Source organism: Neobacillus sp. SM06, from assembly GCF_050496765.1.
In the GTDB taxonomy this organism is placed as follows: Bacteria; Bacillota; Bacilli; order Bacillales; family Cytobacillaceae; genus JAEVLT01.
In genome coordinates this window covers 414600-441091 of record NZ_JBNWEO010000015.1, presented here as the reverse complement: position 1 = coordinate 441091, position 26492 = coordinate 414600, and the positions used below count along the sequence as shown (strand labels likewise).

The window sequence follows — 26492 nt, the reverse complement described above, 5'->3', positions numbered from 1 at the left end:
TTCAATCAATCGTTCTTAATTAGCGTTCTTTCCTTAACACCTCTATCGAGCAACAGCATTTTAAACTCCCCGTTTATTGCCCCAAACGTACGTATGAAGCTGCGGAAGGACTCTTACCGCTTGAAATTCTTCGTCCTCCATTGTTTTGTTAATCAGCCACTCATATTTTCTTAGGAGGCTATTTAGTAGTTTTTGGTCATCCCCTGCAGTCAGATCGTCGTTTCCGACTTGCAAGAAAAAAGGTACTCCGGGATAACGCTGATGCACTTTTTTTGCATATACGTAATCATGATCATCAAAAACGACAACCTTCAAACTAACATGCTGATCGGCCGCTCTGTTTTTTACTTTGGCAACGATTTGATCCAATATGGCAAAATCAGTGTTCATACCGGAGCTTGGCGGCTTTGGTGAAATCGTTAGCTCATCAATATTCATGAACCAGTCCTGCCACCTGCTTCCTTGGGTTTCGAGGCACACTTTTATGTTCCGGTCCCTTAAAATTTTTAGCAAGTTGTCTAGGTGTTTGATTAATGCCGGATTTCCACCTGAAATGGTTACAAAAGAAAAGCCATTGCCGCCAATTCTTTTTAGCTCTGACCAAATCTCTTCGGCTGTCAGCATTTTTGTTTCATCTTTTGCTGTTCCGTTCCAGGTAAAAGCTGAATCACACCAGCTACACGTGTAATCGCAACCCGACGTCCTTACAAACATTGTCTTCTGGCCGATGACCATCCCTTCTCCCTGAATCGTCGGTCCAAAAATCTCCATAACTGGTATTTTACTCATTGTCCATCCACTCCCTTCGCGCCTCAGCATAGCTCGTCGGCGTTTCAAACAGACGGACAAATTCAACTCTCACACCATTATAGTCGGCACTACGAGCTTTCAGCGCGGTCGCCATTTGTTCATAAATCCAGACAACCATATTTTCAGCAGTTGTGTTCATTGGCGGCAGTGTTTCATTTAAATACCGATGATCTAAAAAAATCTCGATCTCGTTTTTCCAAATTTCTTTTATATCTCCAAAATCAATCACTAAACCGCGTTCATCGGCAAATCCGCTGATTCCAAAAACCACTTTATACGTGTGGCCGTGAAGATTCTTGCATTTTCCTTCATATTCATGTAAATGATGAGCGGCATCGAATGTGAATTCCTTACTGACGAGTACGCGTTTAGAATGGTATTTTAACTGGCTTTTTTGGATGTCCTCATTCATTTTTTGGAGCTTATCAACGATGCGAAATCCATACATGATCTTAACACTCCTTCCGAACTCTTAAGTAGTCCTCAAGCCCGCGTTTTCTTAATTTACAAGCAGGGCATTCCCCGCATCCATCTGCAATAATACCGTTATAGCAAGTCAATGTTTTCTCTCGGACAAAGTCTAAAGCGTGCAGGTCATCTGCCAACTTCCATGTTTCTGCTTTATTAAGCCACATAAGTGGCGTGTGGATCACAAATTCAGCATCCATTGAAAGATTCAAGGATACGTTTAGCGATTTGATAAAAACGTCCCGGCAATCCGGATAGCCGCTAAAATCAGTTTCACAAACACCCGTTACGATATGCTTCGCGCCAATCTGACTGGCTAAAATACCGGCGAACGAGATAAAGACCAGATTTCTTCCGGGAACAAACGATGAAGGCAATCCTCCATCCACCCCATCTTTTACTTCAATATCATCTCTTGTTAATGAACTTGGAGCCAATTGGTTTAAAAGCGACATATCCAGGATGTGATGCTTTATGCCCAGCTCATTTGCGATATTTTTGGCACAATCTATTTCCAGCCGATGACGTTGGTTATAATTAAACGTAACTGCCTCCACTTCATCAAATTGGCTAAGCGCCCAGAACAAACATGTTGTACTGTCCTGTCCTCCACTAAAAACAACAATTGCTTTTCCGTTTTTCATACATGTATCTCCTTTAAATAGAAAAACAGCACTACTAAGAAAGCAGGCTGTTTTCCTTAGTTTTTTAAAGAGGGTAGCTAGAACCTCTACCGCCGGGGCGGATTTTGTTCAATTTACCAATACTATAGCATAGTTTTCGAATGAATGTCATGTAAAATAAAGCAAGAAAAAAAATAGCAAGTGCTATACAAATGATAGCACTTGCTATACAACCGATAAAAAACCAATAGATTTCTGCTGTTTTAAAAAATAAAGTCTTCAAAATGCGATAATTTTCGATCTTCACGGCAGTTTTCGCACACATGCAAAATAACGGAAGAAAAGGATTCTTCTTCGTTCGCTTCAACCTCTTCTTTGGCGCCACAAACTTCGCAAATCTTCATTCGAACCACCTCATTTTTCTAATTTAAATCGAAGCCAGTCTCAACAATTGCTTGAACAAAGTCCTGCGTGGAAGCCATCCGTTCATCAAACGTTACAGTGGCTTCCTTCTTTAGCAGGCTGACTTCTGCCTTTGATAATCCCCAGACATGTTCTATGGAAGCCAGAATTTTATCAGCATCCTCTTGACTGTTCATGTTTTTCACATTGAAAACTTCTGTTTCCATTGCGATCTTCCTTTCCTAACGTTCTTTTTCTCTTCGCAAAAATGCTTCTCCCATTCCATCTAGAAAATTGACAACAACGGTTAAGGAAGCGCGTATTTCTTGTGTCCAAAAACGCTTTTGCAGAGCCCAAAGGCTTTGTTTTTCATTTGTTTCAGGAATCCGATCAAACCCCTGGCTGACGCCGTCTAAAAGGGTATTCATTTTTTGAGGATCCAGAGAACTTAAAAAACCAAATGCGGTCATTGCATTCTTAATAACATTGTGCATTTTTGGCTGATTGACTTGCTGAATCGCAATCTCACCTATTGCAGTTCTTTGCTCCAATAATGCCTGGAGCGCCTGAAGCGCTCCTATATCATGCAGGCCTTTTAAAATATGGATTCCTTCCATAATCGCTTGACGATTGTTTGCCAGTTCTTCCATCATTTCAGCTATGGCTTGGTTGTTCTCTTCTGCTTTATTCTCATTCAGTTTTCTAATGAAGGTTGTGGCTTTCGCCATGTTCATCCCCCCTGGCTTCAAATAATTCAGGTATTGGTGTGAAATCCGCGCGGTTCCATTTTTCTTCAACCTTTACGCTTAATTGCGGCACACGGTTGCCAAACCTGTGGTTGTGCTTTGGCAATGGCGGCTCACCTTTCGTCTCGATAACTTCCAACTTGACCCCTGTTTCCTTGTATGCAGGGGTATGGGTGATAATATCATGATAGCTGCTTGTTAATCGATTCACTGCTTCCATGTCTTCTCTTGTATTCATTGTTAAATACAGTTCATTTCCTTTTACTCTATCAGTGACAATGACTCGTACTTCCACATGGCCATATGGAGAGGTTAAACCAACCAGCGCGCCATCCTCGAGATTTCGTTCTTTTGCTAGTTCCAGTGACACTTCAAGCCATGGATGTGGAACTTTATGGGTTAACCCTTCGGAACGGTAAGTCATATTGCCTTCATGAAAGTGTTCCAATAATCGCCCATTGTTGAGATGAAGATCAAACTCTTTTCCGGCTTCAAATGGCGGAGTCCAATCCACAGGAACCACCCGTGCTTTTCCATCGGGGAGCGCAAACCGGTTTGTGTATAATAGGGGTGTACTTTTCCCCTCTTTTGTAACCGGCCAAACTTGGCTTTCCCAGCCTTCAAGCCGTTCATAACTCACACCGGTAAACATTTGGGCAAGACTTGCTGCCTCAGCCATAATTTCACTTGGATGCCGATAGTTCCAGTTTGCTCCTAACCGATTGGCAATTTTTTGGATGATTTCCCAATCCGGTTTTGCATCGCCCAGTGGTTCAAATACTTTATGAAAACGCTGAATTCTTCGCTCCGTGTTTGTGAATGTTCCATCTTTTTCCAAGCTTGGTGCCGCTGGTAGAACAACATCGGCAAACTGGGCAGTTTTGCTAAAGAAAATATCTTGAACGACAAAGAATTCCAACCGCTCAAACCCAGCATCCACATGATTTGAGTTGGCATCGACAAGTGACATATCTTCTCCAAAAAGATAAAGTGCTTTAATTTTGCCTTTGTCCATGCCTTCAACCATATGATGATTATCCATACCGGGCTCTTCCGGCAGTTTAACGCCCCAAGCTTGTTCATACTTCTTCCGAATATCTGGATCTTGAACCGGTTCATATCCTGGCATCCACGCTGGCATTGTCCCGAAGTCGCAGGCCCCCTGTACATTGTTATGACCCCTTAACGGATATGCGCCTGTGCCTGGACGGCCATAGTTTCCAGTAATTAACAACAAATTAGAAATGGCTGTACTTGTATCTGTAGCACCCATATGCTGAGTAACGCCCATTGCCCATAAAATGCATGCAGATTTTGCTTCATGGATCATCGTAGCCAGTTTGATTAATTCTTCTTCAGTTAAACCTGTATGTTCAACTGCAAAACTTAGTGTATATTTTTCCAATGATTTGGCGTATTCTTCAAAACCGTTAACTCTGGTTTTAAGAAATTCTTTGTCTTCCCAGCCTTGATCCAGAATATATTTTGTTACAGCAGACAGCCAAATTAAATCCGTACTTGGTTTTGGGTGAAGGTAAAAATCAGCTCTTTGTGCCAGTTCATTTTTCCTTATATCAGCGACAATTAACTTTTGTCCATGCAATTTATGTGCCCGTTTGATTCTTGTTGCCAATACCGGATGAGATTCAGCCGGGTTTGCTCCAACGACAATGATAAGTTCCGATTTCATAATATCGTGAATCGTTCCTGAATCTCCGCCAAACCCAACAGTTCGCATCAATCCTGCAGTTGCAGGCGATTGGCAGTAGCGCGAACAGTTGTCAACATTGTTTGTTCCCATCACTGCCCTAGCAAATTTCTGGAATAGATAATTCTCTTCATTCGAACATTTGGATGAGGCAATGTAACCGATCGCTTGAGCTCCATATTTCCGTTTAATTCCGCCAAGTTTTTCAGCAACAAGATCCAATGCCTCTTCCCAAGTTGCTTCGACAAATTCCTTCCCTTTTCGAATGAGCGGCTTTGTCAAACGTTCCTCACTATTGACAAAATCCCAACCCCATTTCCCTTTCACACAGGTGGAAATTCCATTTACCGGTGCTTCTGTATGTGTTTGAATTTTCAGAATTTCTCTGTCTTTTGTCCAAACTTCAAAGCTACAGCCGACACCGCAGTATGTACAAACTGTTTTCGTCCGCTTAATTCGGGATTTTCTCATGGCAGATTCTACTTCAGAGATTGCAAAAATTTCCCTGTATCCAGGTTCTACTTCTTTTGTCAAGTCAATCATTGGACCTAAAATTTTAGGCGGAATTCCAGTTAAATATCCGGCTTTTCCAAGCATTGATTTTTCCATTAAGGCATTGCATGGGCAGGCGCTTACACAATGCCCGCAGGAAACGCAAGAGGATTGATCAATCGGAACATCATTGTCCCAAATCACTCTGGGAACTTCTCTGCTCCAGTCGATCGTCAGCGTTTCATTTACCTGCAAATCTTGGCACGCTTCCACACATCTGCCGCACAGTATGCATTGATCCGGTTCATACCGATAGAAAGGATGCGAGTTATCTGGGGCATAAGGTTTTGCCTTAAATGGATATTTTTGATGTTCAACGTCCATTAATTCAACCGTATTGTGAATCGTACAGTTTCCATTATTGTTGTCACAAACTGTGCAGTACAGTTCATGGTTTTTTAAGATCCGCGATATTGCCTCATACTGTGCGTCTTTCACGACTTCGGAAAGACTGTCGACTTTCATACCCGGCTCTGCTTTCGTTGCACAGGAACGAACCATTTCGCCGCCTACATTTACATAGCATGTATCACAGGTTTGGATTGTGCCAAGGTTTGGATGATAACAGATTGAAGGAATAAACACTTCGTGATCCCTGGCCACTTCGAGTATGGTTTGCCCTGGTTTCGCTTCATATTCTTTTCCATTAATTTCAACCGAAAAAGTTGTTTCTTTCAAAGCTGTTTCCTCCTTCTTTCCGACAGTTTTCTATGTTTTAATTCGCTCTCCTGCAATTCCTTGAAAAAATAGGGCTTGTAGGCAACCCAATACAATAGAGAAACAAAAATACTACCGCCAACAGCATTTCCTAAAAAAACCGGAACAAAATTTTGTATATATTGGCTCCACGTCGCCTGGCCGGCAAAAATGGCTGCTGGTATGACAAACATGTTCGCAACGACGTGCTGAAAGCCGATGGCGACAAAGCCCATTATCGGAAACCAAATGGACAAAATCTTACTGCTCATTTCTTCCGAACCATACGAAAGCCACAAAGCTAACCCAACAAGCCAGTTACAGCCGATCGCTGAAAAAAAACTTGGCCAAAATGGTTCCGAAACTTTGCCTTGTGCAAATGCCGCTGTTTTCGCTAAAAACGGTCCATCGCTTGTTAAGCCCGCTAATTGGCCAAATACATATGCAACAAACAGAGCGCCGATGAAATTTGTTACCGTAATCCAAATCCAGTTGTTGACTAGCCTTCCAAACGAAATTTTTTTGGCGAAAAAGGCCATTGAAACTGCCATCATATTACCTGTGAGCAATTCCCCCCCAGCTAGAACAATCAAAATGAGTCCCAACGGGAAAACCGATGCGCCCAAAAACGACCCAAATGTTCCCCAATCTTTCGGCAGGCTCGCTGTCACTCGAATGTCCAACAAGTAACCAATGGAGATAAATGCACCGCCAAGAAAACCCAAGGAAAGAATACTTGGTATCGGAAGATTCGCCTTTTTTGTGCCTGTTTCTGTTGTTAATTTTGCAATTTCATCTGGTTTTAAAAATGCCATATTGGATCCTCCTATTCGTTCTGTAATAATATTTACATCCATGGGAATTTTATTAATAGTTCTTCGAAACTGATCTAATTTTTAAAGAAAGAAGGGAAGCAGTTTGGAACGTGAAAAACTATACAGCTATATTCAAGGAATGATTCATTCATCAACAAAAAGCCCGAAATGCATGTCGATCTCAACTGTTAAAGTCGCGAATCTTCTCGATCTTCAAGTGTCAGAAGTGGAACAGGCTTTGAAAGACCTCGTAGCAAACGGAAAGCTACATTCCTCAAAGCTTGAAAAACCTCCTTACCATGAAATCTATTTACTGCCATAAAGGGTAAAAAGATCTTACTGATCTTTTTACCCTTTTTAAATAAATTAAACAAAAATAAATATTTTGCTAAAAGCTTCTTTTTCATGATCGGTTTTCATTCTCAAGTCAAACATCAAATTTTTTTAACCGCCAGCTATGGTATAATTGACAAAACATGTTAGACTATGGAAGGATACATAGAATAATCGTGATAGGAGTATTGCAGATGACTCAATTTAAAGCACTTTTTCTAGATATTGACGGTACAATCCTGACACCTGATGACAAAATTGAAACATCTACAAAAAAAGCAGTTTATGAGGTACAGAAAATAGGATTGGATGTTTTTTTGGCAACAGGCAGGCCGATCCATGAAATTAAAGAACTGGCAGATGAACTTGGTATTTCCTCTTACATTGGTTATAATGGCGCTTATGCTATCTATAATGGAGATGATCTTTTTCAACAACCAATGCAAGCCGAAACGGTTGATGACTTTTTTAAAATTGCTGCGGTTCACCATCATGAAATTGTTGCTTATACAAACAATTCCAATGCTTTTACAACCATGGAGAACCCCGATGTCGAAAAGTTTATGAAAAAGTTCCACCTTTATCAAAATGAACTGTATTCTCCCGCTATTCGTGACCGCGTATTAGGAATGACGCTGATCAATTTAAAGGAGAACGAGCAATTTTTTTATGAAAAAAATAACGGAATCCATTTGTCTCAAGTCAACATTGAAGGAATGCAGCATTGCTTTGATGTTATTCGTGATACGGTCAATAAGGGAGCCGGCATTCAGAAGGTTTTACAGCATCTAGGAATAGAAAAAGAAGCGGCTATCGCTTTTGGCGATGGATTAAATGACAAAGAAATGCTGCAGAGCGTCGGAGAAAGCTTTGCAATGGGCAATGCCCACCCGGAATTACTTAAATTTGCAAAACATAAAACGACAAGTGTTACAGATTCCGGCATATACAATGGTTTAAAGCAACTAGCTTTACTTGGTTAACGAATAGGGGGAAACAAATATTGAAAATACGTGAAATAAAATGGGAAGCGAAACAAGCTTTGAAAGGGAAATGGGGCTTGGCCATTCTTTTTTCAATTCTTACTTTTGCCATTAATTCATTCATACCCTTATTGATGGAAATTCTCTTTAGCGGGGGATTCAACGCATGGAGCAATAGCGACAATCCTCCAGCAGGTGCACAATTGGTTTCCTGGATCTTTACAATTGCCTTAAGTCCAGTGATTTATGGCTATTACTCCGTCTTTCTTGATATGGAAAGAAGCAACCCTGTTTCAGTGAAAAAGTTGTTTCATGCCTTTGATGCCTCAATCTATTTTAAGGTGTTGGGGATCTATTTTTTATCGACATTGTACACAATTTTATGGAGTTTGCTGCTTCTTATCCCTGGTATCATCAAAGCGATAGCATACTCCCAAATTTATTTTATTTTAAAAGATGATCAGAACATCGGAATAAACGAAGCCATCACTAAAAGCCGAAAATTGATGGATGGGTATAAAGGAAACTATTTTCTACTGTTGCTCAGTTTTGTCGGCTGGGCAATCATTGGAATCTTTACAATCGGCATCGCTTTTCTCTGGATTATCCCATACTATACCGCTTCTCTTGCTGCTTTTTACGAGAAACTGCCAAAAGATAATGGTAGCAAGAAAGTAGAGCTTTAGAAAAAAACCGTTCCAAAGCTGGAACGGTTTTTAAGCTTAAATCTTCGTAAAGATAATGCCGAGTAATGCGGAAAAGACACCGATAATTTGGTACATTTTTAATTTTTCTTTAAAGATCCAATAGCCCGCCAATACGACAACAAGACAATTTAGGCTCACAATTGGAAATACAATGCTAGCGATCCCGACTTTAAGTGCGTAAAAATAAAAACTATAGCCAAGAATGCTGATCAACCCGACCAATGCCCCTGTCGCAACTTCGTGCTGGCGCCATTTTTCTTTTTTCAGCAAACTGATAACAGCTAAATAAACGCTTCCCCCACCGTACATCGAAATAAGTGTGCTTAGGGAATCAATATGAAGATACGAACTTGTCTTCATTAAGATCCCTAACATTCCAAAAGCCAAAATAGCAAAGATCACACGTATAACCCATGGCAAATAGTTGATATTTTGGTTTGCTGATGGGGAGTATTGAATGATTACCGCAGATCCAAGCATTACCACAATTCCAACCCATTGAAGACTCGTAATGTGCTCGTGAAAAATAAGTCCTGCACTTAAAATAGGCAAGATCGCGTTTGTGCCAATTAGAGGCGAAGTTAAACTGGCCGGCCCTTTTTCAAATGCCTTTGACATTTGGATATTTCCCGTTGCATTTAAAACCCCGATCACGGTACCCAAAATCAAGGTGAGCCCATTCAAACGAAAAGTACCAGTAATGATGCCATACCCACCCGTTAGCAAAAATGCGACAAAATAAAAGTAGAACTGAATATGTACTTTCGACAAACCTTTTGCTGTACTCCATTTAAAAATCGTATTGTTTGCCCCAAAACTCAACGTTGTAATAAGCGCTGCAATAACCCACATACTGTTCCTTCTCTCCTGATATGTTTCCCACTTTATTTTAATCCGCTCCACAAGTATTCACAATCTTTTTTTAACACGAATCTACGCCCTGATTAACCGGAAAATTTGTTGGTATTTAGGGAATCGACACTTGTTTTGATAGCTTTTGTCAACCGGCAGGAAAACCGGCAGGACAATGGTGAATAAGATAATAGATCGATTTATATAGAGAGGGTTGAAAAAAGGAATGAAAGCTTACACCTTAAACGAAGTTTCCAAAAAAATTTCTGTCCCCCCAAGCAAGCTGAAACAGTGGGAAAAAGATTTAGAAGGCTTGCTGACAATTCCCCGAACGAAACAAGGTGCACGTTTTTATACAGATTCTGAGCTTGAACTTTTATTCGAAATCAAAGAACTTTCGCAAATACATTCGAAAAGACACACCATCCGGGAATTATGGCAAAAAAAACAAGTGGCGAAAAAACAAGAAACGGTTGTCGAACTCATTCCACAGCCGCTCGAAACCACTTCCATCACCGTTCTTCCTGAAGAACTGATGGAAAAAGAAGAGCTTGATCGCCATTCAGAAGAATTCTTTGCTGCAATGGATACGTATAAGCAAACATTCTTAAACGAAGTAAAGGACGAGATTCGCAATGTGGTTCGAAAAGAAGTAGTCGATGAAGTGAAGAAAGAAATCTCCAATGGCATGCTTCACACCGTAAAATCATTGTCTAATTCTATTTATAAATCAAGTGCAACCACTCAAGCAGAATTGGCGGAATTGACCGATGCGGTTGAAAAAATTTCTGAAAAAACAACCGAAACATATCAAACGATTTCGGATCGTATTGCCGGTCAAGCACTTGAGACATCTGAAGAGATTTATACTTTATCCAAACAGTTATCGGAAACATCCGAGGAACTCGCTCATTATATCGATGCAACAAATAATGGAATTGAGATTTTAACTGAAACGATTGAGAAAGAACGGGAAAATTATGCAGAAGATCTTGAACAGTTTCGCCATGAAATCCGTCAGCGCGAAATGGCTTTTCAAACCATGCTCTCCAGTTTTCGAGAAACTGCTCCCTCGCGCATGAAAAAATGGTGGCAATTCTGGTAATTATGAACGAATGGTAAAAGTGGATTAAAATTAAAAAATAAATGGAGGAATGCAGGATGAATTCGAGTGAAGTAGCAAGAATGCTGGGAGTATCGATCAGCACTGTACAGCGCTGGGTTAAACAATTGGAATTGCCAATGGATAAAAATGAGCGGGGGCATTATATTTTTAACGAGGAAAATGTTGAACTTTTAAAAGCCATTCAGGAGCAGATTCAAAATGGTGCTCTTCTCCAAGATATCGCCCCACTCTATATGAAAAAACCGCGAAAAGGTGTTGTAAAACAGCATTCCGAAGAAGGCATCGAAAAACTTTCCGCCCGGATCGGTGAACTGGAGGTTAAATTGAATGCCAAAGCCGATTCCGTTGCATCCTATCAACTATTACAGCATCGGCAAGAAATTGAGGAATTGCAAAACCAGATTCAGCTTCTTTGTCACCGTATCGAAGTGCTGGAGAATGAAAGAAAAGTAAAGTCTACATCCGAAAAACCACTTGTTCTCGACCAGCCAGTAAAACCTCGAAAGGTAAAAAAGAAAAACATTGTCCGTTTTTTGTTTGGATTTTAATATGCACAGATAACAAGAGAATCACCATATACGGATGGATGATTCTCTTGTTATTTTATCGAGTTTACATAACATATTTATCGTTTATCTTTACTTTGGCGAGTTCCTTTTTATCCGCGCGTTTTCTGTAGATATCCGCGAAATTTTTACATTTATCCGCGAATGTTTAACGTTTATCCGCAGACTTTTCTCTTTTATCCACGGACTTTCGTCATTTATCCGTATTTGTCACCTTTTTGTCACATTAAGGGCAACTACGCTTCATGAAGCGCCAAAGACTCGCCAATCGGCGAGCTTTCTTTATAGTCGTAATTCTACTAATGGCTTTGTATATTTTTTGATCAAATAACTTCCGAGCAATAAACATATAAGGAAAGAGAAAACGATCAGCACGAAATACTGTCCGGAGATGGCATCCAAAGCATCGTCTGAAAGAAATGCCTTTGTTAGTTGTATAATAAATCCATGGAAAAGATAGACATATAGCGTTCGTTCACCAATAACAGTTAATTTAAATTCTGCTGAAGGAATCAAAGCCAAAAAGCTGAATACAACAAGCAATGTTCCTGCGTATTGCAATGCCCGTATCAAGCCGTCTGTCCACTCTTCGCCCCCCATTCCCGCATACGATGTATCCCCTAGAAGCCAGGAAACGGAATCTTTCGGAAAACCTGTTCCAAATAAAATAAATGTTGCAGTCATAATGACGATTCCAATTGGGAGGGAAAATTTTGCTTTTATTAGCCGTTTCAATTGTTCCGGCTTTAATAAAAACCCAAGGAGAAAATACGGAAAAAACACAAAAGTCCTTGAAATACTTAAAAAACTGCCAACTTGATCGAAATAACCGATGCCAACACCCATCAATAGAGAGATGGCAAATCCATACCATTTTAATTTGGCAAAAAGATATAGAAAAACGTTCCAGCAAAATGCACTTAAGAGGAACCATAATGTCCAGTGAGGGCGCAGCAAGTTAATGGTTAGTGAATCCTCCTGACCGCTCCAATAATAAAATAACGAATAAATAACTTGAAAAATTAAATAGGGTAGCAATATTTTTTTCGCTACTTTTAGCAAGTATCCTTTCTTCCGATATCCTTTCGCAAAATACCCGGAAATCAAGATAAAAGCAGGCATATGAAATAAGAAAATCGTTGTATAAAGCGTAAATAGAAAATTGTCTTTTCCCTTTAACGGACTGATCACATGGCCAAATACCACTAAAAAAATCAAAATAAATTTCGCATTATCAAAATATTGACTCCTATTTGAAGCTAAACCCATTCTATCACCTCAATTACGAAAAATTCCCAAGACTTTTTTACAAATTCTGCTTTCCCTTGACCAATTTGGCACCCCACATAAAACCAATTGTACAATTTTATTATGACAGGGTGGTTACTGCTGTTTTTCACTCGAATAACAAGCCTTCCGCACACTCCTGCCAAAATACATTACCACACATTCCTTACTTTAAACTTAAGCCAAGCCCACTTCCTAAAAATAGGTAAATTAACCTAGCGGATATATGACTTTCCGTCTTTATTTTCAGAAAAAATTACAAATGAAAACAAATTGTTTTGAAACCCATCCTATTATTGATAGAATTTCTTAGGAAGTCTTGAAAGATTTTTTCGCAAAGGAAGATGTTCAAATGGTACAAAAGCAATTAAGTGATACCCGTTTTTCCGTGCTTGACCTAGCACCGATTATAAAAGACGGTACCCCTGCAATCGCCTTAAGAAACACAGCCGATTTAGCCCGCCATGTTGAAAAGTGGGGCTATCACCGATATTGGCTGGCAGAGCACCACAGTATGCCGGGAATTGCCAGCTCAGCCACAGCTGTTGCAATCGGACATGTAGCCGCAAATACATCGACAATCCGGGTTGGTTCCGGCGGAGTGATGCTCCCGAATCATGCCCCCCTAGTGATTGCTGAACAGTTCGGTACGCTTGACGCTCTTTTTCCAGGAAGAATTGATCTAGGACTCGGACGCGCACCTGGGACAGATCAGCTTACAGCACATGCACTAAGACGTGACCGCCGCAGTGATGGTTCGGATTTTCCTGAACAGCTGGCCGAACTGCGCGAGTATTTTAAAGCACAACCATCAGGAAAAAGGTTTGTCCGTGCAATTCCCGGAGAAGGCGCTGACATCCCAATATGGCTGCTTGGATCAAGCGGTTATAGTGCCCAGCTGGCTGGCCAACTCGGATTGCCCTTCTCATTTGCAAGCCATTTTGCCCCAGAAAACACTTTACAGGCGCTTGAACTCTATCGCCGAAACTTTCGGCCATCTGAAGTGCTCGAAAAGCCATATGCGATGGTTGGAGTCAATGTGATCGCAGCGGATACGGATGAGGAAGCAAAGCGGCTGGCAACTTCAATGGCTCAGCAATTTTTAAGTCTGATTCGCAACAATCCGGGTCAGTTGCAGCCTCCAGTTGATAACATAGATGAATTGGCAACTGAGTACGAGAAGGCATTGCTTCAACAGCGGCAAGCTGCAAACATAGTTGGTTCCAAAGAAACAGTAAAAGAACAGCTTCAGGCATTTCTCGATAAAAATGTAGCAGATGAAATAATCGTAAACGCACAAATTTATGATCATCAGGCGCGACTGCATTCATATGAATTGCTGGCGGAAATCTTTAATCCCAATAAATAAATGCAAAAAAGGTTAGGTTTCCTTTTGATGGCCCCTAACCTTTTTTTCTTGTTTTAGTTGATTTCTAATTTTTTTCTCATCAATTCCGGATATTGGTTCCGAACTGCCTCCGGCGGAAGCTGTTTTGCAATTGCCAAATCCTTTACACATTCATCGTCATAGCTAAGCCAGACGCCATATTGTCTTTTAAGCAGCCGCTCCGCCTCATCAAACGTGCCAAAGGTTAAACCCAATATCCTATTTTGAGCCACAATTAAATATTTTTGCTCCCTGGTTAGTTTGATGTAAAATTTCTTCCCTTCCCGGTTTTGGTAGGCTGTTCCATAATCAGCCTCCTTGAGATTTAAACTGTTTTTTTCAGGATCTGGTTTCAACGGCGGCTTGGCAAAAACGTCTGCAACAAATTTTTTAAACGTTTCCTCGGTCATCTCACACCCAGAGGCTTTCGGGTGGCCTCCGCCTCCATACTTTTTCGCAAACGCTGCAACATCCACTGTATCGTGAATCGTTCGGAACCCTATTTTCTTTGACGACATATTGAGTAAAACAATCATATCCAAATGGGGATAAAGCTTATTTAATTCATTTCCAAGCTCAGATAAATACTGCTCTGCATGAATGATTCCGATATAGTAAGGATCAATAAAAGCCTGAACAATCTGGCGGCTTTTCGAATGAATGTAGCGGTCAATTTTTCTTTCTTCTAAATCAAGAACAAAGTTTTCCGTATCGGTTAAAGAAAATGATTCCGAATTGCTGGCAATACGCTGCAATATTTCTTCTTCTAATTTTTCCCTCGATAAAATATAAAATAAATCATTTAACCGTTTGGCCGTCACATTGTTGTTTTCATCCCATTCCCATGTGTCATATTGACGAACAAGGTCAATAAACTCCTCTAAACTTTTGTTTTGGTTAATTTTTTTATGCTCGAGCAAATCCTCGTAAAACAACGAGGTCGCACATGTCTTTTTCCCTGATGAATATTCAGGCTTTACAAGTCCCCATTTATATTGGTTAAAATGGAGAGCTGTCACATGGTGATCGATCACGCGAACGTGTTTTCCCTCTTGAAACCGTTTTGCTAATTTTTTCTCCACTTCTTCGTTCACTGCAAGGTCAGTAATATACAATTCCTCTTGGTCAAACTCTCGATTTTCTAAAAACTCTTCCACTCTTTGATTTAAATTTCGGTATGAACAGTACGAAACATCCACCTTGTCGCCAAATGCCAATTTTGCCACAATTCCACAGCCCAAACCATCCAAATCAATATCAGTAAAAAGCTTGGCCACCGTCATCACCTTCTAATTTTTCATAAGTCTTATTTTGAAATAAAACGGCACATCTTATTCCCTATATTCCTAAACGAAAAAAACCTTTGAAACAAGTTCAAAGGTTCAAAAAGAGCCAAGCTGTCGCGCAAAGCCCATCATTTAGGAGGTCTAAACTTTGAAAGTTTAACCATTTTTATTTTACCATAAATTAAAAATATTTCAACAGTTTAAACCTTTAATGTATTCAAGTGTGAAAGAATTATTTCGATAAATTCTACCCTGAAAATAAACTTTTTTTCATTCTTCATAGTGCCGCTCGCGGCATGTTTGTCTGATTAGCAAAAAGAAAAAGGTTAGCCCATTTTTTAAGCTAACCCTTACTGCAACACATTTAAAAGATGTTTAATAAAGCGAAGAATGCCTTTTATTCCTGCAGCCAAAATGGTTTCAATAATCTCGCCTCCTGCTTCTTCTACAACCGACTTTGCCATTTTCTTTCCCTTCGATTCGTTTTTCTTCTTTTTTAACCTAAATTTAACCATTTTTATCTCCTTACGATTTTGATAAGAAAGAAAAATTTTCCTTATTTCTCAAGTTTAAATATACCTTTTTTTACCCCCATCCAACTAAACCAAATGGCTTGCAAGAAAAAGAAAATCCCCCAGAATTGTACGGGCAGAAATTTTGTTAATTTCCCTAAGTTCCCGGCATCACCGGCCGATTCGGGTCGTATAAAACTTATGATCATAATATCGTAAGAGCTAGTAATCGAAACAACTAACAGAATGGACGCAATTAACAGTAGAACAGTATTGATGAAAGATGGGCTCCCTTTAAATAACAGCAATATAAATCCTGCAGCGAAGGTGGTAAGCCAGAAAACGCCATAACCATTTCTCACCCATAAACCAAGATTTAGACCAATTAAAATTAACAATAGGCTAATCAGAATACGGTAATATTTTTTCCCAATAAGCCAAAAAGCCAAAAAAGCCATTAAAGAGGAAAAAACATAACCTGCTAAACTTGTAAAAAAGGCTCCTGCCCAAGTGGATTGGGTACTATAGGTAACCCCTTCTGTATTGACAAATAAAGATATTTTTTCCACTTTCCCCCCGAGAAGAGCAATGAGCGCATGTCCTGATTCATGAATGACTGTGTTAATGATTTGTACGTAATTTCCCACAATTGGAACCTTTGTTAAAACAATTGCCAGAATCAGAAAAACAAAAAACGTGACACTAAATTTATCAAATATCGCTTTCAAATGAAAGACTCCTTTATTCTCGATATTTTGCTATTATCACTATCTTATCATTTTCCAGCCTAAAAGAAAGCAAGTTTCTTGTGTTTGAACGTCCCTTACGTTAAGGCTTCTAAACAGTTCTTAACCATAATTTAACATAAATAATTATAATAACTTTTTTATGGTCATTGCATTATATATCTTATGTAACGCTGGGTTTTTGTAAAAAGCTCTAAAGGCTCTAATCAAAGCAAGTTATTCGACAAACTGACAACTTATATGATAACATTGAGTTGTCACATTAAGTAGAGAATTTAGAATGGGGGAATACGACATTGATACAATTCAGAAACATTGTGAAAAAGTATCGGACGAAAACTGTTATTGAAGAATTTACACTCGACATTGAAGCAGGTCAATTAATTGTATTTATCGGCCCGAGCGGCTGTGGCAAGACAACTCTTTTGAAAATGGTAAACAAACTGATTGAACCAACTTCAGGAAAAATTTTAGTAAATGGTACCGATATCACCGAAATGAATCCGATTGAGTTAAGACGAAACATTGGATATGTCATCCAAAATACCGGGCTGTTCCCGCATATGACCATTCAGGAAAATCTTGAACTGATTCCAAAACTAAAAGGAGAAAATCCGGAAGCGATTGAAAAGAAAACTACGGATTTACTAAATATGGTAGGTTTAAATCCAGAAGAATATTTGCATCGTTATCCGAAAGAATTAAGCGGTGGCCAACAGCAGCGAGTAGGCGTTGCAAGAGCCTTTTCAACCGATTCGGACATCATTTTAATGGATGAACCGTTTAGTGCCCTTGATCCCGTAACAAGAAGCACCCTTCAGGATGAGCTGTACCAAATGCAAAAAGAATTAAACAAAACCATTATCTTTGTCACACACGATATGGATGAAGCCATTAAAATTGCTGACAAAATTTGCATATTAAAAGATGGGCACATTCTCCAATACGATACCCCTGAAAATATTTTAAAAAACCCCGCGAATCCTTTTGTGGAAGATTTCATTGGAAAAAGAAGAGTTTGGAACAATCCGGAATTATTAAAAGCGGAGGATATTATGATCCACCAGCCTGTTAAAATTACCGCAAAAAGAACAGTGCTGCAGGCCATCGAAATCATGAAAGAGCGAAAGGTTGATAGTTTAATTGTAACGGATCGCAACCAGCAGCTTTTGGGGATTGTTACCTTAAAAGGAATTCAACTGCTCAACCGAAACATGGTTCTTGAAGAAATCATGGAGAAGAATGTTCTTTCTGTCTCTCAAGATACGAATTTAATTGCCGTTTTGGCTGCAATGAACGAACACAAAATCGGCTACTTGCCTGTTGTGAACAGCGCTAACCAATTAATTGGCCTGATCACAAGAAGCAGTATTTTATCCGCCCTAAGTAGCCAACTAATTGATTTGGAGGTAGCCTTTTAATGAGTGAATTTTGGAATTATCTCACATTGAATTACCAGCAAATAATAAGTCTTCTTGGCAAACACATCTATTTGAGCATTTTTTCCGTTGTCATTGCCGTCATGATTGGAATTCCGCTAGGCATTTTAATCTCGCGGGAACCACGGCTATCAAAACCGATCATCGGGGCTGCAAATGTAATTCAAGCCGTCCCCAGTTTGGCATTGCTCGGATTTTTGATTCCGTTTATCGGAATCGGCAGCACTCCTGCGATTGTCATGGTTGTTCTCTATTCCTTGCTGCCAATCGTTAAAAATACCTACACCGGGCTAACAAATATCGATTCAGATATTTTAGAAGCTGCAAGGGGAATCGGTTTAACGAAAAGCCAAACGATGCGCAAAATCCAATTGCCGCTGGCCTTCCCGGTCATTATGGCTGGGATTCGGATTTCGGCTGTCACAGCAGTTGGATTAATGACCATTGCAGCATTTATTGGCGCCGGCGGGCTAGGCTATCTTGTTTTTTCAGGGGTTCAAACAGTTGACAACAATATGATTTTAGCTGGTGCAATCCCAGCGTGTATTCTGGCATTGGCGATTGATTTTGGCGTAGGCAAACTAGAAAGGAAACTGTCTTACACAAGCAAAATGAACTCTACTGCATCCCCGAAAAAAACAGCAAGCAAATCCCGTAAAAAAATAATCATTTCATTTGCCACAATCGTGCTAATTGCCGCAGGCATATTCGCTTTTTATCCAAGTGCGAAAGCGAAAGATAAAATTGTTATCGGTTCAAAAAACTTTTCAGAACAATTAATTTTGGGAAATATGCTGGCCGATCTGATTGAAAACAAAACCGATCTGAAAGTTGAAAGAAAGTTGAATTTAGGTGGTTCACAAGTTACTTTTGGCGCTCTTACTAAAGGCGATATCGATCTTTATCCAGAATATACCGGTACAGGTCTTGTGAATATTTTAAAGCAGAAAGCCATTAATGATCCTCAAAAAGTATATGATCTTGTAAAAAAAGAGTTTAAAGATAAATACGGAATTGAACTATTGAAGCCTCTTGGCTTTAACAATACCTATGCATTGGCTGTCCGCCAAGACACAGCGGCACAATACGGGTTAAAAACAATTTCCGATTTGGCAAAAGTCAGCAACCAGTTGACGATTGGACCAACCATCGAATTTCCGAACCGTCCCGATGGGCTTCCAGGTTTGTCAAAAGCGTACAATTTAAACTTTAAAGCGGTAAAAGCGGTTGACGGGGGCTTGCGCTATAAAGCCCTTAACAATCACAATAGTGACGTCATTGATGCCTTTTCCACTGATGGATTGCTCGAAGCCTTTAAGTTGAAAGTATTGGAAGATGATAAACAGTTCTTCCCTCCGTATTATGCAGTACCAATTATAAAGGAATCAACCCTAAAGGAGCACCCGGAGTTGAAGAAAGTCGTCAATTCATTAGCTGGAAAACTTTCCGATGAAAAAATGCGGGAATTAAACTACAAGGTTGATAGTTTAAAACAATCGCCAGAAAAAGTAGCGAAGGAATTTTTACAAAAAGAAGGATTGATTCAATAAGAGGAACAAACAGCCGGTAAAGGTTCGTACCGGCTGTTTGTTATTCTTGCAGAAAATGTACCACACGATCATATATTTTCTCGTCACCAATAATTAGCAGGACGTCTCCCTCCCAAATGAGGGCGTAGGGTCCCGGTGAGATCACAATTTCCCCTTTCCGTTTCATTCCGACGACCGTGCCGCCTGTATTTTGCCAAAACTTTACTTCCGATATGGTTTTCCCAATATGATTGCATCCCGGTAAAATTTCAATTTCAATTGGCGCCAATGGATTGGTGTGCCGCAATTTCCCCGAGTAATCCATTAATTTTCTCAACGTATCGGAAAGCTGTTCGTCCAGTTTGGATCTTTCTGTAATTAAGGCGTTGATTTGCTTTTCCAAATCCTTAACACTTTCTATAGTAGAAAATCGATTAATATATTTAAACGCATTTTCTTTGGACGAAATAACGATCCCGCTCCCCTGGGCCGAATGAACAATTTCAACGTCCTCCAAGATTTTGATCGCTCTTCGAATCGTTTCCGGAGACACTTTGTATTCACTCGCTAAAGTTGACCGGCCGTGGATTTTCTCCCCTATCTTAAAATGACCGTCATAAATCCGGTTTGCAAGGTCGATTGCAATTCGTTCATATGTAGGTATTTGCGTGCGCTGCATGAACTTCACCATCCATTAAATCTGTTAACACTTCACCCATAGTATCTCATTCCGCATTGGTTTATTCAAGAAAACGAAAAAAGCAGCCTTGTTGGACTGCCATTTCGATTTGAAAGATCCACTTTAATAATGGAGAACTTTTTCCTTTTGAAAAAATTTTTTAGTGGGAAATAAAAAGGCAATCGCTTTTCCCAACTTATTTTTACCCTATCAAGTATTTGTCGACTTCTTGCGCAACTTCCCGGCCTTCGTTAATCGCCCAAACAATAAGGCTTTGACCCCTTCTGGCGTCTCCTGCCGCAAAGACACCTTCCACATTCGTTTTGAACTCGCCGTATGCAGCTTCAACTTTCTGGTTTACACTTCTAACCCCAAATTGGCTTAAAAGTGGCTGTTCTGTTCCCTCAAAGCCGATTGCGATAAATACAAACTGAGCAGGCCATACTTTTTCGGTACCTGGAATTTCCTTAAAATAGTATCGGCCTTCTTCGTCCTTCAGCTTTTCCATTTGGATAGTATGAAGTTCTTTCACATTCCCGTTCTCATCTGCAACGATTTTTTTCGTTTGAATGGAATATTGACGCGGATCCTCTCCAAACGCAGCTTCTGCTTCCTTATATGCGTAATCCATCGTAAAGACGTTCGGGTACGCAGGCCACCTGTTCTCAGCAGCGCGTTCTATAGGCAATTGCGGATGCTTCCCGAACTGAATCACACTGCGGCATTTTTGGCGAAGTGCCGTTGCGACACAATCGGCGCCTGTGTCCCCGCCACCGATCACGATAACATCTTTCCCCTCAACATTGATAAACTGGCCATCTCCAAAATTCGAATCTAATAAACTTTTTGTCGCTTTCGTCAAATATTCCATCGCGAAGTGAATCCCTTTTGACTTTCGGCCATCAATCACTAAATCACGCTGCTTTTGAGCCCCTGTACAAAGGATAACCGCATCGAATTTTGCTTGAAGTTCTGCAGCGGTTAGATCTTTACCAACTTCTGTATTCGTAACAAAATCGATACCTTCCTGCTCCAATAAGTGAATGCGACGTTCTACTACATCTTTATCCAGCTTCATATTCGGTATACCATACATCAGCAACCCGCCAGGACGATCATCACGCTCATAAACGGTTACCGAGTGACCTGCTTGATTCAGTTGATCAGCAGCGGCCATACCGGCAGGACCGGAACCGACAATTGCAACTTTCTTTCCTGTCCGGATTGCCGGAATCCTCGGCGTGATCCATCCGTTTTCAAAGGCTTTATCGCTAATTGCTTGTTCAATATTCTTAATTGTGACAGCTGGGTCTGAAATCGCCAGTGTACAAGAACCTTCACATGGTGCCGGACAAACTCTTCCAGTAAATTCAGGAAAATTATTTGTTTTTAAAAGCCGATCGAGAGCCTCTTTCCAACGGCCGCGATAGACGAGATCATTCCATTCCGGGATCAGGTTATGAACCGGACAACCGGATGTTGCTCCTTGAATCTCCATTCCGATATGGCAGAAAGGAGTGGCACAATCCATGCATCGCGCCCCTTGAACGCGTAACTTTTCAGCGGAAAAAGGCGTTGTATACTCTTTCCAATCGTTTAGGCGTGTAAGCGGATGCCGTTCTCCGGCTTTTTCGCGAGTATATTCCATAAATCCTGTTATTTTCCCCATTTTCTCTCTCCCCTTTCTTAGCGGATTGCTGCTTCCTGATGTTTCGTCGAGGAATTGGCTAAAAAGGCACTCATAACGGCATCATCTTCTGATAAACCCGCTTCTTTTTGCTGCTGAATTAACTGAATCATTCGTTTGTAATCTTTTGGAACCACTTTTACAAATTTCACGATCGCATCTTTCCAGTTTTCAAGAACCCAGCTTGCCTTTACACTTTCCGTATAACGGAAATGGTTTTGGATCAATGTTTTTATCACTTCTTGATCAGATGGATCAAATACCGATTCAAATTCAATCAAATCTTGGTTGCATAAATGTTTAAATTCATCTTGATCATCAGCGAAGACGTAGGCAATTCCGCCTGACATTCCGGCAGCAAAGTTTTTGCCAACATCCCCCAAAATCACGACTCGCCCGCCGGTCATATATTCGCAGCCATGATCGCCAACACCTTCGACAACCACGTTCACACCACTGTTTCGAACTGCAAAACGTTCTCCGGCACGGCCGTTAATATAGGCCTCTCCGCCTGTTGCACCATAAAATGCGACGTTTCCGGCAATCACATTTTCTCCTGAAGCAAGTTTTGTATGGGCATCTGCTTTGACAATGATTTTTCCGCCCGACAACCCTTTTCCAACATAATCGTTCACATCGCCAGTCAGATCAAGCGTCATTCCTTTTGGTACAAATGCCCCAAAACTTTGTCCTGCAGAACCAGTAAATCTTAATGTAATTGTATCTTCCGGCAGTCCAGTTTCACCAAATCGTTTTGAAATTTCACTTCCAACAATCGTCCCCACTACGCGTTGAACGTTCGTGATTGGGAAACTTACATCCACAGGTACTCCCTGCTCCAATGCCGGCCGAACAGCTGGTAGTATTTTTTGAACATCAAGCGTTTCATCGATTCGATGGTTTTGCGGACGCTTGAACGTTCTGCAGCCCTCAGGTTGATAAAGCAATGCAGTTAAATCTAGATGCCGCGCCTTCCAGTGTGCTTTTGCCCGTTCACTCACTGTTAAAATATCTGTACGACCGATCATTTCTTCCATTGTTCTAAAGCCAAGCTCCGCCATCATTTCCCGAACTTCCTGGGCGACAAAACGCATAAAGTTAACGATATAATCAGCTTCACCCGTGAATTTTTTACGCAGTTCAGGGTTTTGAGTGGCAATGCCGACCGGACATGTATCCAAATGGCAAACACGCATCATGACACAGCCAAGGACCACAAGCGGGGCTGTTGCAAAACCAAATTCTTCCGCACCCAGCAATGCTGCCATAACTACATCGCGCCCCGTCATTAATTTCCCGTCTGTTTCCAGCATTACTCGATCACGTAGACCATTTAGCATAAGCGTTTGGTGTGCCTCCGCCAACCCAAGTTCCCATGGCAATCCAGCATGCTGAATACTTGTTTTCGGCGAGGCTCCTGTTCCGCCATCGTAACCGCTGATGACAATCACATCTGCTGACGCCTTGGCCACTCCGGCGGCAATTGTGCCAACACCGCCCTTTGAAACAAGTTTAACGCTAATGCGGGCATCACGATTCGCATTTTTTAGATCATGGATCAGCTGGGCCAAATCCTCGATCGAGTAAATATCGTGATGCGGAGGTGGTGAAATAAGGCTAACACCCGGAGTTGCTCCACGAACATCAGCAACCCATGGGTAAACCTTTTTCCCCATTAATTGCCCGCCTTCACCAGGCTTTGCGCCTTGTGCCATTTTTATTTGCAGTTCTTTGGAATTAACAAGGTAATGGCTTTTTACACCAAAACGTCCGGATGCAATTTGCTTTATTGCACTTCCCCTGTTGTCGCCGTTTTCATCAGGAACATATCGGCTTGGATCTTCGCCACCTTCACCGCTATTGCTTTTTCCGCCTAAACGGTTCATCGCAATCGCCAATGTTTCATGGGCTTCCTTGCTGATCGAACCAAATGACATTGCACCTGTTTTAAAGCGGCGGACGATAGAATCTACAGATTCTACTTCATTGATCGGTACAGGTTGACGTGAATCATGGAAGGTAAATAAATTTCGTAAAAAGCCAAGCCTTTCTTCATTTGCAAGCTGTGAATATTTTTTAAATAATTGATAATCACCGTTGCGGCACGCCCATTGGAGCGTATGAATTGTACCCGGGTTGAAGGCATGGTGTTCACCATCATGCCGCCATTGAAAATTACTGCCTGACTCCAATGAATTGTCACTCAATTGATTGTAAGCTTCCTTGTGTCTTAGGTTTACTTCTTCGGCAATCGTGTCTAATCCAATTCCACCAATTTGGGAAACTGTACCAGTGAAGTAGTGGTCAATTACATCAGAGCTAATTCCAACCGCTTCAAAAATTTGCGCACCGCGGTAGCTTTGCACAGTTGAAATACCCATTTTCGACATAACTTTTACAACACCTACAGTCATAGCGACCACATATTTGTTAACTGCATTTTGATAGGTGAATGGCAAAGTACCTTCTTCAACTGCCTGTTGATAAATAGTGAATACTAGATAAGGGTTGATGGCATCAACTCCATATCCGAGCAGCACGGCAAAATGATGAACTTCCCTTACTTCAGCTGATTCAACGATAATGCTTGCCTTCGTTCTTTGACCTTGGCGAATCAAGTGCTGATGGAGAGCACTCACTGCCAAAAGAATTGGAATGGCCGCTTCTTTTTCATTCATATTGCGGTCGGAAAGGATAATCAAACTAGCACCAGCTGCAATGGCTTCATCCGCCTGAATGCAAATTTCATTTAGGCTGTTTTCCAGATCATCTGCAAACAAGCTGTCGATCACTTTGCTTTTAAATAATTCGCTCACCTTTAATTCTTCAAGCTGCCTATTGGTAATAATTGGAGTTTCCAACTGAATTCGACGACAGTTTATTTCGGAGGGATGGAGCAAATTCCCTTCCGCACCTAAATAGGAAATCGTCGATGTAACGATCGCTTCGCGAATGGAATCAATCGGCGGATTGGTGACTTGGGCAAATAATTGCTTAAAGTAGTTAAACAAAGCCTGAGGCCGATCAGATAACACGGCAAGCGGCATATCATTCCCCATCGCACCAAGCGGATCTTTGCCTTCTTTTACAACCGGAAGAATGTACTTTTGAATATCCTCATACGTATAGCCAAATGCTTTTTGGCGAACAAGCAAATCTGCTGGAATTTCTCCCTCAGTCTCTATGTTTCCTTCCAAAAGGACAAGCTGTTCATCAAGCCATTTCTGATAAGGTTGTTCCTGAGCCAAATCGGATTTAATTTCCTGGTCAGATATAATTCTTCCTTCTTCTAAATCAATCAGAAGCATTTTTCCCGGGCGCAGTCGTTCTTTATACAAGACTTTTTCCGGCTCGACATCCACAACGCCAACCTCTGATGAAAAGATTATATAATCATCCTCAGTAACATAATAACGTGCCGGACGAAGCCCATTTCGATCCAATATTGCGCCAATTTGTTTTCCATCTGTAAACGAAATAGCCGATGGTCCGTCCCAAGGCTCCATTAAGGAACTGTGATATTCGTAAAAAGCTCTTTTTTCCTTACTTATATGAGGGTTATCAGACCATGGCTCTGGAACGAGCATCATCGCGGCATGTGCTGGCTTCCTTCCGGCTAACACTAAGAATTCAAGCGCATTGTCCAAAATGGATGAATCACTTCCATCTGTATCAAGGATTGGCAGTACTTTTTCCAAGTCTCCGCCGAATGCCTTGGAAACAAATTGTTTTTCCCGCGCTTTCATCCAATGAATATTGCCTTGAAGCGTATTTATTTCACCATTGTGAATCAAATAACGGTTTGGATGTGCTCTTTCCCAGCTTGGAAATGTATTCGTGCTAAAGCGGGAATGCACTAAAGCAAAAGCGGAAACAAAATGCTTATTTTGGAGATCTAAATAAAACGCATCGACTTGTTCTGGTGTCAATAGACCCTTATAAACGATCGTTCGGCTTGAAAGGCTTGCGAAATAAAAACGGAAACCAAATTCCTTTGACCATTTTTCAGCTTGTTTCCGAATCACGTACAATTTCCGTTCAAAGAATAACGAATCCGTATGGTTCTCAGCATCACCAATAAATAATTGGCGAATAACAGGACAGCTTTCTTGAGCCGTTACTCCGATTTTTCCGGCATCGACAGGTACCGTTCTCCAGCCAAGCACTGTTTGACCTTCCTGTTCGACCAATTGATTAATATACGTTTCAATTTTGTTCCGTTCTGATTCATTCTTTGAGAAAAACAGCATCCCGACACCGTATTTCCCTTTCTCAGGCAAGTTCATTTCCGAACATTCTTGCCGAAAAAACAAATCAGGTATCTGAACCATAATTCCCGCACCATCGCCTGTAAACGGGTCACTCCCCTGACCGCCGCGATGATCCAGTTGGCAAAGCATTTTCAGCCCTTTTTGCACAATATCATGTGTGGGTTTCCCTTTTATATGAGCATACAAACCGATTCCGCATGCATCATGTTCAAATTCAGGACGGTAGAGGCCTTGTGCTTTTGGAAGTTGATGATATGTCATTTCGAATCGCTCCTGTTGATT

24 protein-coding genes and 1 riboswitch are annotated in these 26492 nt (G+C 40.9%); of the genes, 8 read left to right on the top strand and 16 right to left on the bottom strand.

What is annotated here, in order from left to right:
- Nucleotides 1–60 precede the first annotated feature (60 nt).
- The 8 genes from queE to ACQYAD_RS11680 all read right to left on the bottom strand — a co-directional run bounded on the left by queE (nucleotide 61) and on the right by ACQYAD_RS11680 (nucleotide 6820).
- On the bottom strand, nucleotides 61–789 hold the full coding sequence (gene queE / locus ACQYAD_RS11715; RefSeq protein ID WP_430238358.1) for a 7-carboxy-7-deazaguanine synthase QueE: 729 nt from the start codon (nucleotides 787–789) through the stop codon (nucleotides 61–63).
- Entirely contained in the window at nucleotides 782–1258 is a 477-nt protein-coding gene (gene queD, locus ACQYAD_RS11710; RefSeq protein ID WP_430238356.1) for a 6-carboxytetrahydropterin synthase QueD, read from the bottom strand. Before queD ends, queE begins: the two co-directional genes overlap by 8 nt.
- A 4-nt stretch (nucleotides 1259–1262) precedes the next feature.
- Complete coding sequence (gene queC / locus ACQYAD_RS11705) at nucleotides 1263–1922, bottom strand: 7-cyano-7-deazaguanine synthase QueC (protein ID WP_430238354.1); 660 nt, start codon at nucleotides 1920–1922, stop codon at nucleotides 1263–1265.
- Between the two features lie 50 nt (nucleotides 1923–1972).
- Nucleotides 1973–2015: riboswitch (PreQ1 riboswitch) on the bottom strand.
- A gap of 149 nt (nucleotides 2016–2164) precedes the next feature.
- Nucleotides 2165–2305, bottom strand: a complete 141-nt coding sequence (locus ACQYAD_RS11700; RefSeq protein WP_430238353.1) for a hypothetical protein — start codon at nucleotides 2303–2305, stop codon at nucleotides 2165–2167.
- A gap of 18 nt (nucleotides 2306–2323) precedes the next feature.
- Nucleotides 2324–2530, bottom strand: coding sequence for a heavy-metal-associated domain-containing protein (locus tag ACQYAD_RS11695; protein WP_430238351.1), 207 nt, complete (start codon nucleotides 2528–2530; stop codon nucleotides 2324–2326).
- Nucleotides 2531–2545: 15 nt separating this feature from the next.
- Entirely contained in the window at nucleotides 2546–3031 is a 486-nt protein-coding gene (locus ACQYAD_RS11690) for a DUF1641 domain-containing protein (RefSeq protein WP_430238349.1), read from the bottom strand.
- Nucleotides 3006–5987: a formate dehydrogenase subunit alpha gene (fdhF, locus tag ACQYAD_RS11685; protein WP_430238348.1), complete on the bottom strand. Its 2982-nt coding sequence runs from the start codon at nucleotides 5985–5987 to the stop codon at nucleotides 3006–3008. The genes ACQYAD_RS11690 and fdhF overlap by 26 nt, the downstream gene beginning before the upstream one ends.
- Nucleotides 5984–6820, bottom strand: coding sequence for a formate/nitrite transporter family protein (locus ACQYAD_RS11680; RefSeq protein WP_430238346.1), 837 nt, complete (start codon nucleotides 6818–6820; stop codon nucleotides 5984–5986). Before ACQYAD_RS11680 ends, fdhF begins: the two co-directional genes overlap by 4 nt.
- A 103-nt stretch (nucleotides 6821–6923) precedes the next feature.
- Between ACQYAD_RS11680 and ACQYAD_RS11675 the strand changes: the two genes are divergently transcribed.
- The 3 genes from ACQYAD_RS11675 (at nucleotide 6924) to ACQYAD_RS11665 (ending at nucleotide 8822) form a co-directional block, all read left to right on the top strand.
- Nucleotides 6924–7142: a hypothetical protein gene (locus tag ACQYAD_RS11675; RefSeq protein WP_430238344.1), complete on the top strand. Its 219-nt coding sequence runs from the start codon at nucleotides 6924–6926 to the stop codon at nucleotides 7140–7142.
- 205 nt (nucleotides 7143–7347) lie between these two features.
- Nucleotides 7348–8136: a Cof-type HAD-IIB family hydrolase gene (locus ACQYAD_RS11670; RefSeq protein WP_430238342.1), complete on the top strand. Its 789-nt coding sequence runs from the start codon at nucleotides 7348–7350 to the stop codon at nucleotides 8134–8136.
- Nucleotides 8137–8156: 20 nt separating this feature from the next.
- On the top strand, nucleotides 8157–8822 hold the full coding sequence (locus tag ACQYAD_RS11665; protein ID WP_430238341.1) for a DUF975 family protein: 666 nt from the start codon (nucleotides 8157–8159) through the stop codon (nucleotides 8820–8822).
- 36 nt (nucleotides 8823–8858) lie between these two features.
- On the opposite strand, the gene ACQYAD_RS11660 is transcribed toward ACQYAD_RS11665, so the two are convergent.
- Nucleotides 8859–9695 carry a DMT family transporter gene (locus ACQYAD_RS11660; protein ID WP_430238339.1) on the bottom strand — a complete coding sequence of 279 codons (837 nt, stop codon included), beginning with the start codon at nucleotides 9693–9695 and terminating at the stop codon, nucleotides 8859–8861.
- A gap of 226 nt (nucleotides 9696–9921) precedes the next feature.
- On the opposite strand from ACQYAD_RS11660, the gene ACQYAD_RS11655 reads away from it, so the two are divergent.
- Together ACQYAD_RS11655 and ACQYAD_RS11650 are read left to right on the top strand one after the other, a co-directional pair.
- Nucleotides 9922–10800, top strand: a complete 879-nt coding sequence (locus ACQYAD_RS11655; RefSeq protein ID WP_430238338.1) for a MerR family transcriptional regulator — start codon at nucleotides 9922–9924, stop codon at nucleotides 10798–10800.
- A 56-nt stretch (nucleotides 10801–10856) separates the two neighbouring features.
- On the top strand, nucleotides 10857–11369 hold the full coding sequence (locus ACQYAD_RS11650) for a MerR family transcriptional regulator (RefSeq protein ID WP_430238336.1): 513 nt from the start codon (nucleotides 10857–10859) through the stop codon (nucleotides 11367–11369).
- A 300-nt stretch (nucleotides 11370–11669) separates the two neighbouring features.
- On the opposite strand, the gene ACQYAD_RS11645 is transcribed toward ACQYAD_RS11650, so the two are convergent.
- Nucleotides 11670–12656 carry an acyltransferase family protein gene (locus ACQYAD_RS11645; protein ID WP_430238334.1) on the bottom strand — a complete coding sequence of 329 codons (987 nt, stop codon included), beginning with the start codon at nucleotides 12654–12656 and terminating at the stop codon, nucleotides 11670–11672.
- A gap of 370 nt (nucleotides 12657–13026) precedes the next feature.
- Between ACQYAD_RS11645 and ACQYAD_RS11640 the strand changes: the two genes are divergently transcribed.
- Nucleotides 13027–14043, top strand: coding sequence for an LLM class flavin-dependent oxidoreductase (locus ACQYAD_RS11640; RefSeq protein ID WP_430238333.1), 1017 nt, complete (start codon nucleotides 13027–13029; stop codon nucleotides 14041–14043).
- Nucleotides 14044–14096: 53 nt separating this feature from the next.
- Here the strand turns inward: ACQYAD_RS11640 and ACQYAD_RS11635 are convergent, their stop codons facing one another.
- From ACQYAD_RS11635 to ACQYAD_RS11625, 3 genes are all read right to left on the bottom strand, one after another.
- Nucleotides 14097–15338, bottom strand: a complete 1242-nt coding sequence (locus tag ACQYAD_RS11635; RefSeq protein WP_430238332.1) for a DHH family phosphoesterase — start codon at nucleotides 15336–15338, stop codon at nucleotides 14097–14099.
- A 359-nt stretch (nucleotides 15339–15697) separates the two neighbouring features.
- On the bottom strand, nucleotides 15698–15862 hold the full coding sequence (locus ACQYAD_RS11630) for a hypothetical protein (protein ID WP_430238331.1): 165 nt from the start codon (nucleotides 15860–15862) through the stop codon (nucleotides 15698–15700).
- Nucleotides 15863–15903: 41 nt separating this feature from the next.
- Complete coding sequence (locus ACQYAD_RS11625; protein ID WP_430238329.1) at nucleotides 15904–16587, bottom strand: M50 family metallopeptidase; 684 nt, start codon at nucleotides 16585–16587, stop codon at nucleotides 15904–15906.
- A 314-nt stretch (nucleotides 16588–16901) separates the two neighbouring features.
- Here ACQYAD_RS11625 and ACQYAD_RS11620 point away from each other — a divergent pair, with 314 nt between their 5' ends.
- Both ACQYAD_RS11620 and ACQYAD_RS11615 read left to right on the top strand, forming a co-directional pair.
- Nucleotides 16902–18026 carry an ABC transporter ATP-binding protein gene (locus ACQYAD_RS11620; RefSeq protein WP_430238327.1) on the top strand — a complete coding sequence of 375 codons (1125 nt, stop codon included), beginning with the start codon at nucleotides 16902–16904 and terminating at the stop codon, nucleotides 18024–18026.
- Entirely contained in the window at nucleotides 18026–19594 is a 1569-nt protein-coding gene (locus ACQYAD_RS11615; protein WP_430238325.1) for a glycine betaine ABC transporter substrate-binding protein, read from the top strand. Before ACQYAD_RS11620 ends, ACQYAD_RS11615 begins: the two co-directional genes overlap by 1 nt.
- Nucleotides 19595–19634: 40 nt before the next feature.
- Here ACQYAD_RS11615 and ACQYAD_RS11610 read toward each other — a convergent pair whose 3' ends face one another.
- The 3 genes from ACQYAD_RS11610 to gltB all read right to left on the bottom strand — a co-directional run bounded on the left by ACQYAD_RS11610 (nucleotide 19635) and on the right by gltB (nucleotide 26471).
- On the bottom strand, nucleotides 19635–20252 hold the full coding sequence (locus tag ACQYAD_RS11610; protein ID WP_430238323.1) for a GntR family transcriptional regulator: 618 nt from the start codon (nucleotides 20250–20252) through the stop codon (nucleotides 19635–19637).
- Between the two features lie 202 nt (nucleotides 20253–20454).
- Complete coding sequence (gene gltD / locus ACQYAD_RS11605; RefSeq protein WP_430238321.1) at nucleotides 20455–21921, bottom strand: glutamate synthase small subunit; 1467 nt, start codon at nucleotides 21919–21921, stop codon at nucleotides 20455–20457.
- A gap of 17 nt (nucleotides 21922–21938) precedes the next feature.
- The gene (gene gltB / locus ACQYAD_RS11600; protein ID WP_430238319.1) at nucleotides 21939–26471 is read right to left on the bottom strand and encodes a glutamate synthase large subunit; all 4533 of its coding nucleotides are present in this window, start codon (nucleotides 26469–26471) and stop codon (nucleotides 21939–21941) included.
- Between the last annotated feature and the right edge of the window lie 21 nt (nucleotides 26472–26492).

Coding starts and splice junctions, on each gene's coding strand:
- queE (WP_430238358.1), bottom strand. CDS start 789: ATGAGTAAAATACCAGTTATGGAGATTTTTGGACCGACGATTCAGGGA.
- queD (WP_430238356.1), bottom strand. CDS start 1,258: ATGTATGGATTTCGCATCGTTGATAAGCTCCAAAAAATGAATGAGGAC.
- queC (WP_430238354.1), bottom strand. CDS start 1,922: ATGAAAAACGGAAAAGCAATTGTTGTTTTTAGTGGAGGACAGGACAGT.
- ACQYAD_RS11700 (WP_430238353.1), bottom strand. CDS start 2,305: ATGAAGATTTGCGAAGTTTGTGGCGCCAAAGAAGAGGTTGAAGCGAAC.
- ACQYAD_RS11695 (WP_430238351.1), bottom strand. CDS start 2,530: ATGGAAACAGAAGTTTTCAATGTGAAAAACATGAACAGTCAAGAGGAT.
- ACQYAD_RS11690 (WP_430238349.1), bottom strand. CDS start 3,031: ATGGCGAAAGCCACAACCTTCATTAGAAAACTGAATGAGAATAAAGCA.
- ACQYAD_RS11680 (WP_430238346.1), bottom strand. CDS start 6,820: ATGGCATTTTTAAAACCAGATGAAATTGCAAAATTAACAACAGAAACA.
- ACQYAD_RS11670 (WP_430238342.1), top strand. CDS start 7,348: ATGACTCAATTTAAAGCACTTTTTCTAGATATTGACGGTACAATCCTG.
- ACQYAD_RS11660 (WP_430238339.1), bottom strand. CDS start 9,695: ATGTGGGTTATTGCAGCGCTTATTACAACGTTGAGTTTTGGGGCAAAC.
- ACQYAD_RS11655 (WP_430238338.1), top strand. CDS start 9,922: ATGAAAGCTTACACCTTAAACGAAGTTTCCAAAAAAATTTCTGTCCCC.
- ACQYAD_RS11650 (WP_430238336.1), top strand. CDS start 10,857: ATGAATTCGAGTGAAGTAGCAAGAATGCTGGGAGTATCGATCAGCACT.
- ACQYAD_RS11645 (WP_430238334.1), bottom strand. CDS start 12,656: ATGGGTTTAGCTTCAAATAGGAGTCAATATTTTGATAATGCGAAATTT.
- ACQYAD_RS11640 (WP_430238333.1), top strand. CDS start 13,027: ATGGTACAAAAGCAATTAAGTGATACCCGTTTTTCCGTGCTTGACCTA.
- ACQYAD_RS11630 (WP_430238331.1), bottom strand. CDS start 15,862: ATGGTTAAATTTAGGTTAAAAAAGAAGAAAAACGAATCGAAGGGAAAG.
- ACQYAD_RS11615 (WP_430238325.1), top strand. CDS start 18,026: ATGAGTGAATTTTGGAATTATCTCACATTGAATTACCAGCAAATAATA.
- ACQYAD_RS11610 (WP_430238323.1), bottom strand. CDS start 20,252: ATGCAGCGCACGCAAATACCTACATATGAACGAATTGCAATCGACCTT.
- gltD (WP_430238321.1), bottom strand. CDS start 21,921: ATGGGGAAAATAACAGGATTTATGGAATATACTCGCGAAAAAGCCGGA.
- gltB (WP_430238319.1), bottom strand. CDS start 26,471: ATGACATATCATCAACTTCCAAAAGCACAAGGCCTCTACCGTCCTGAA.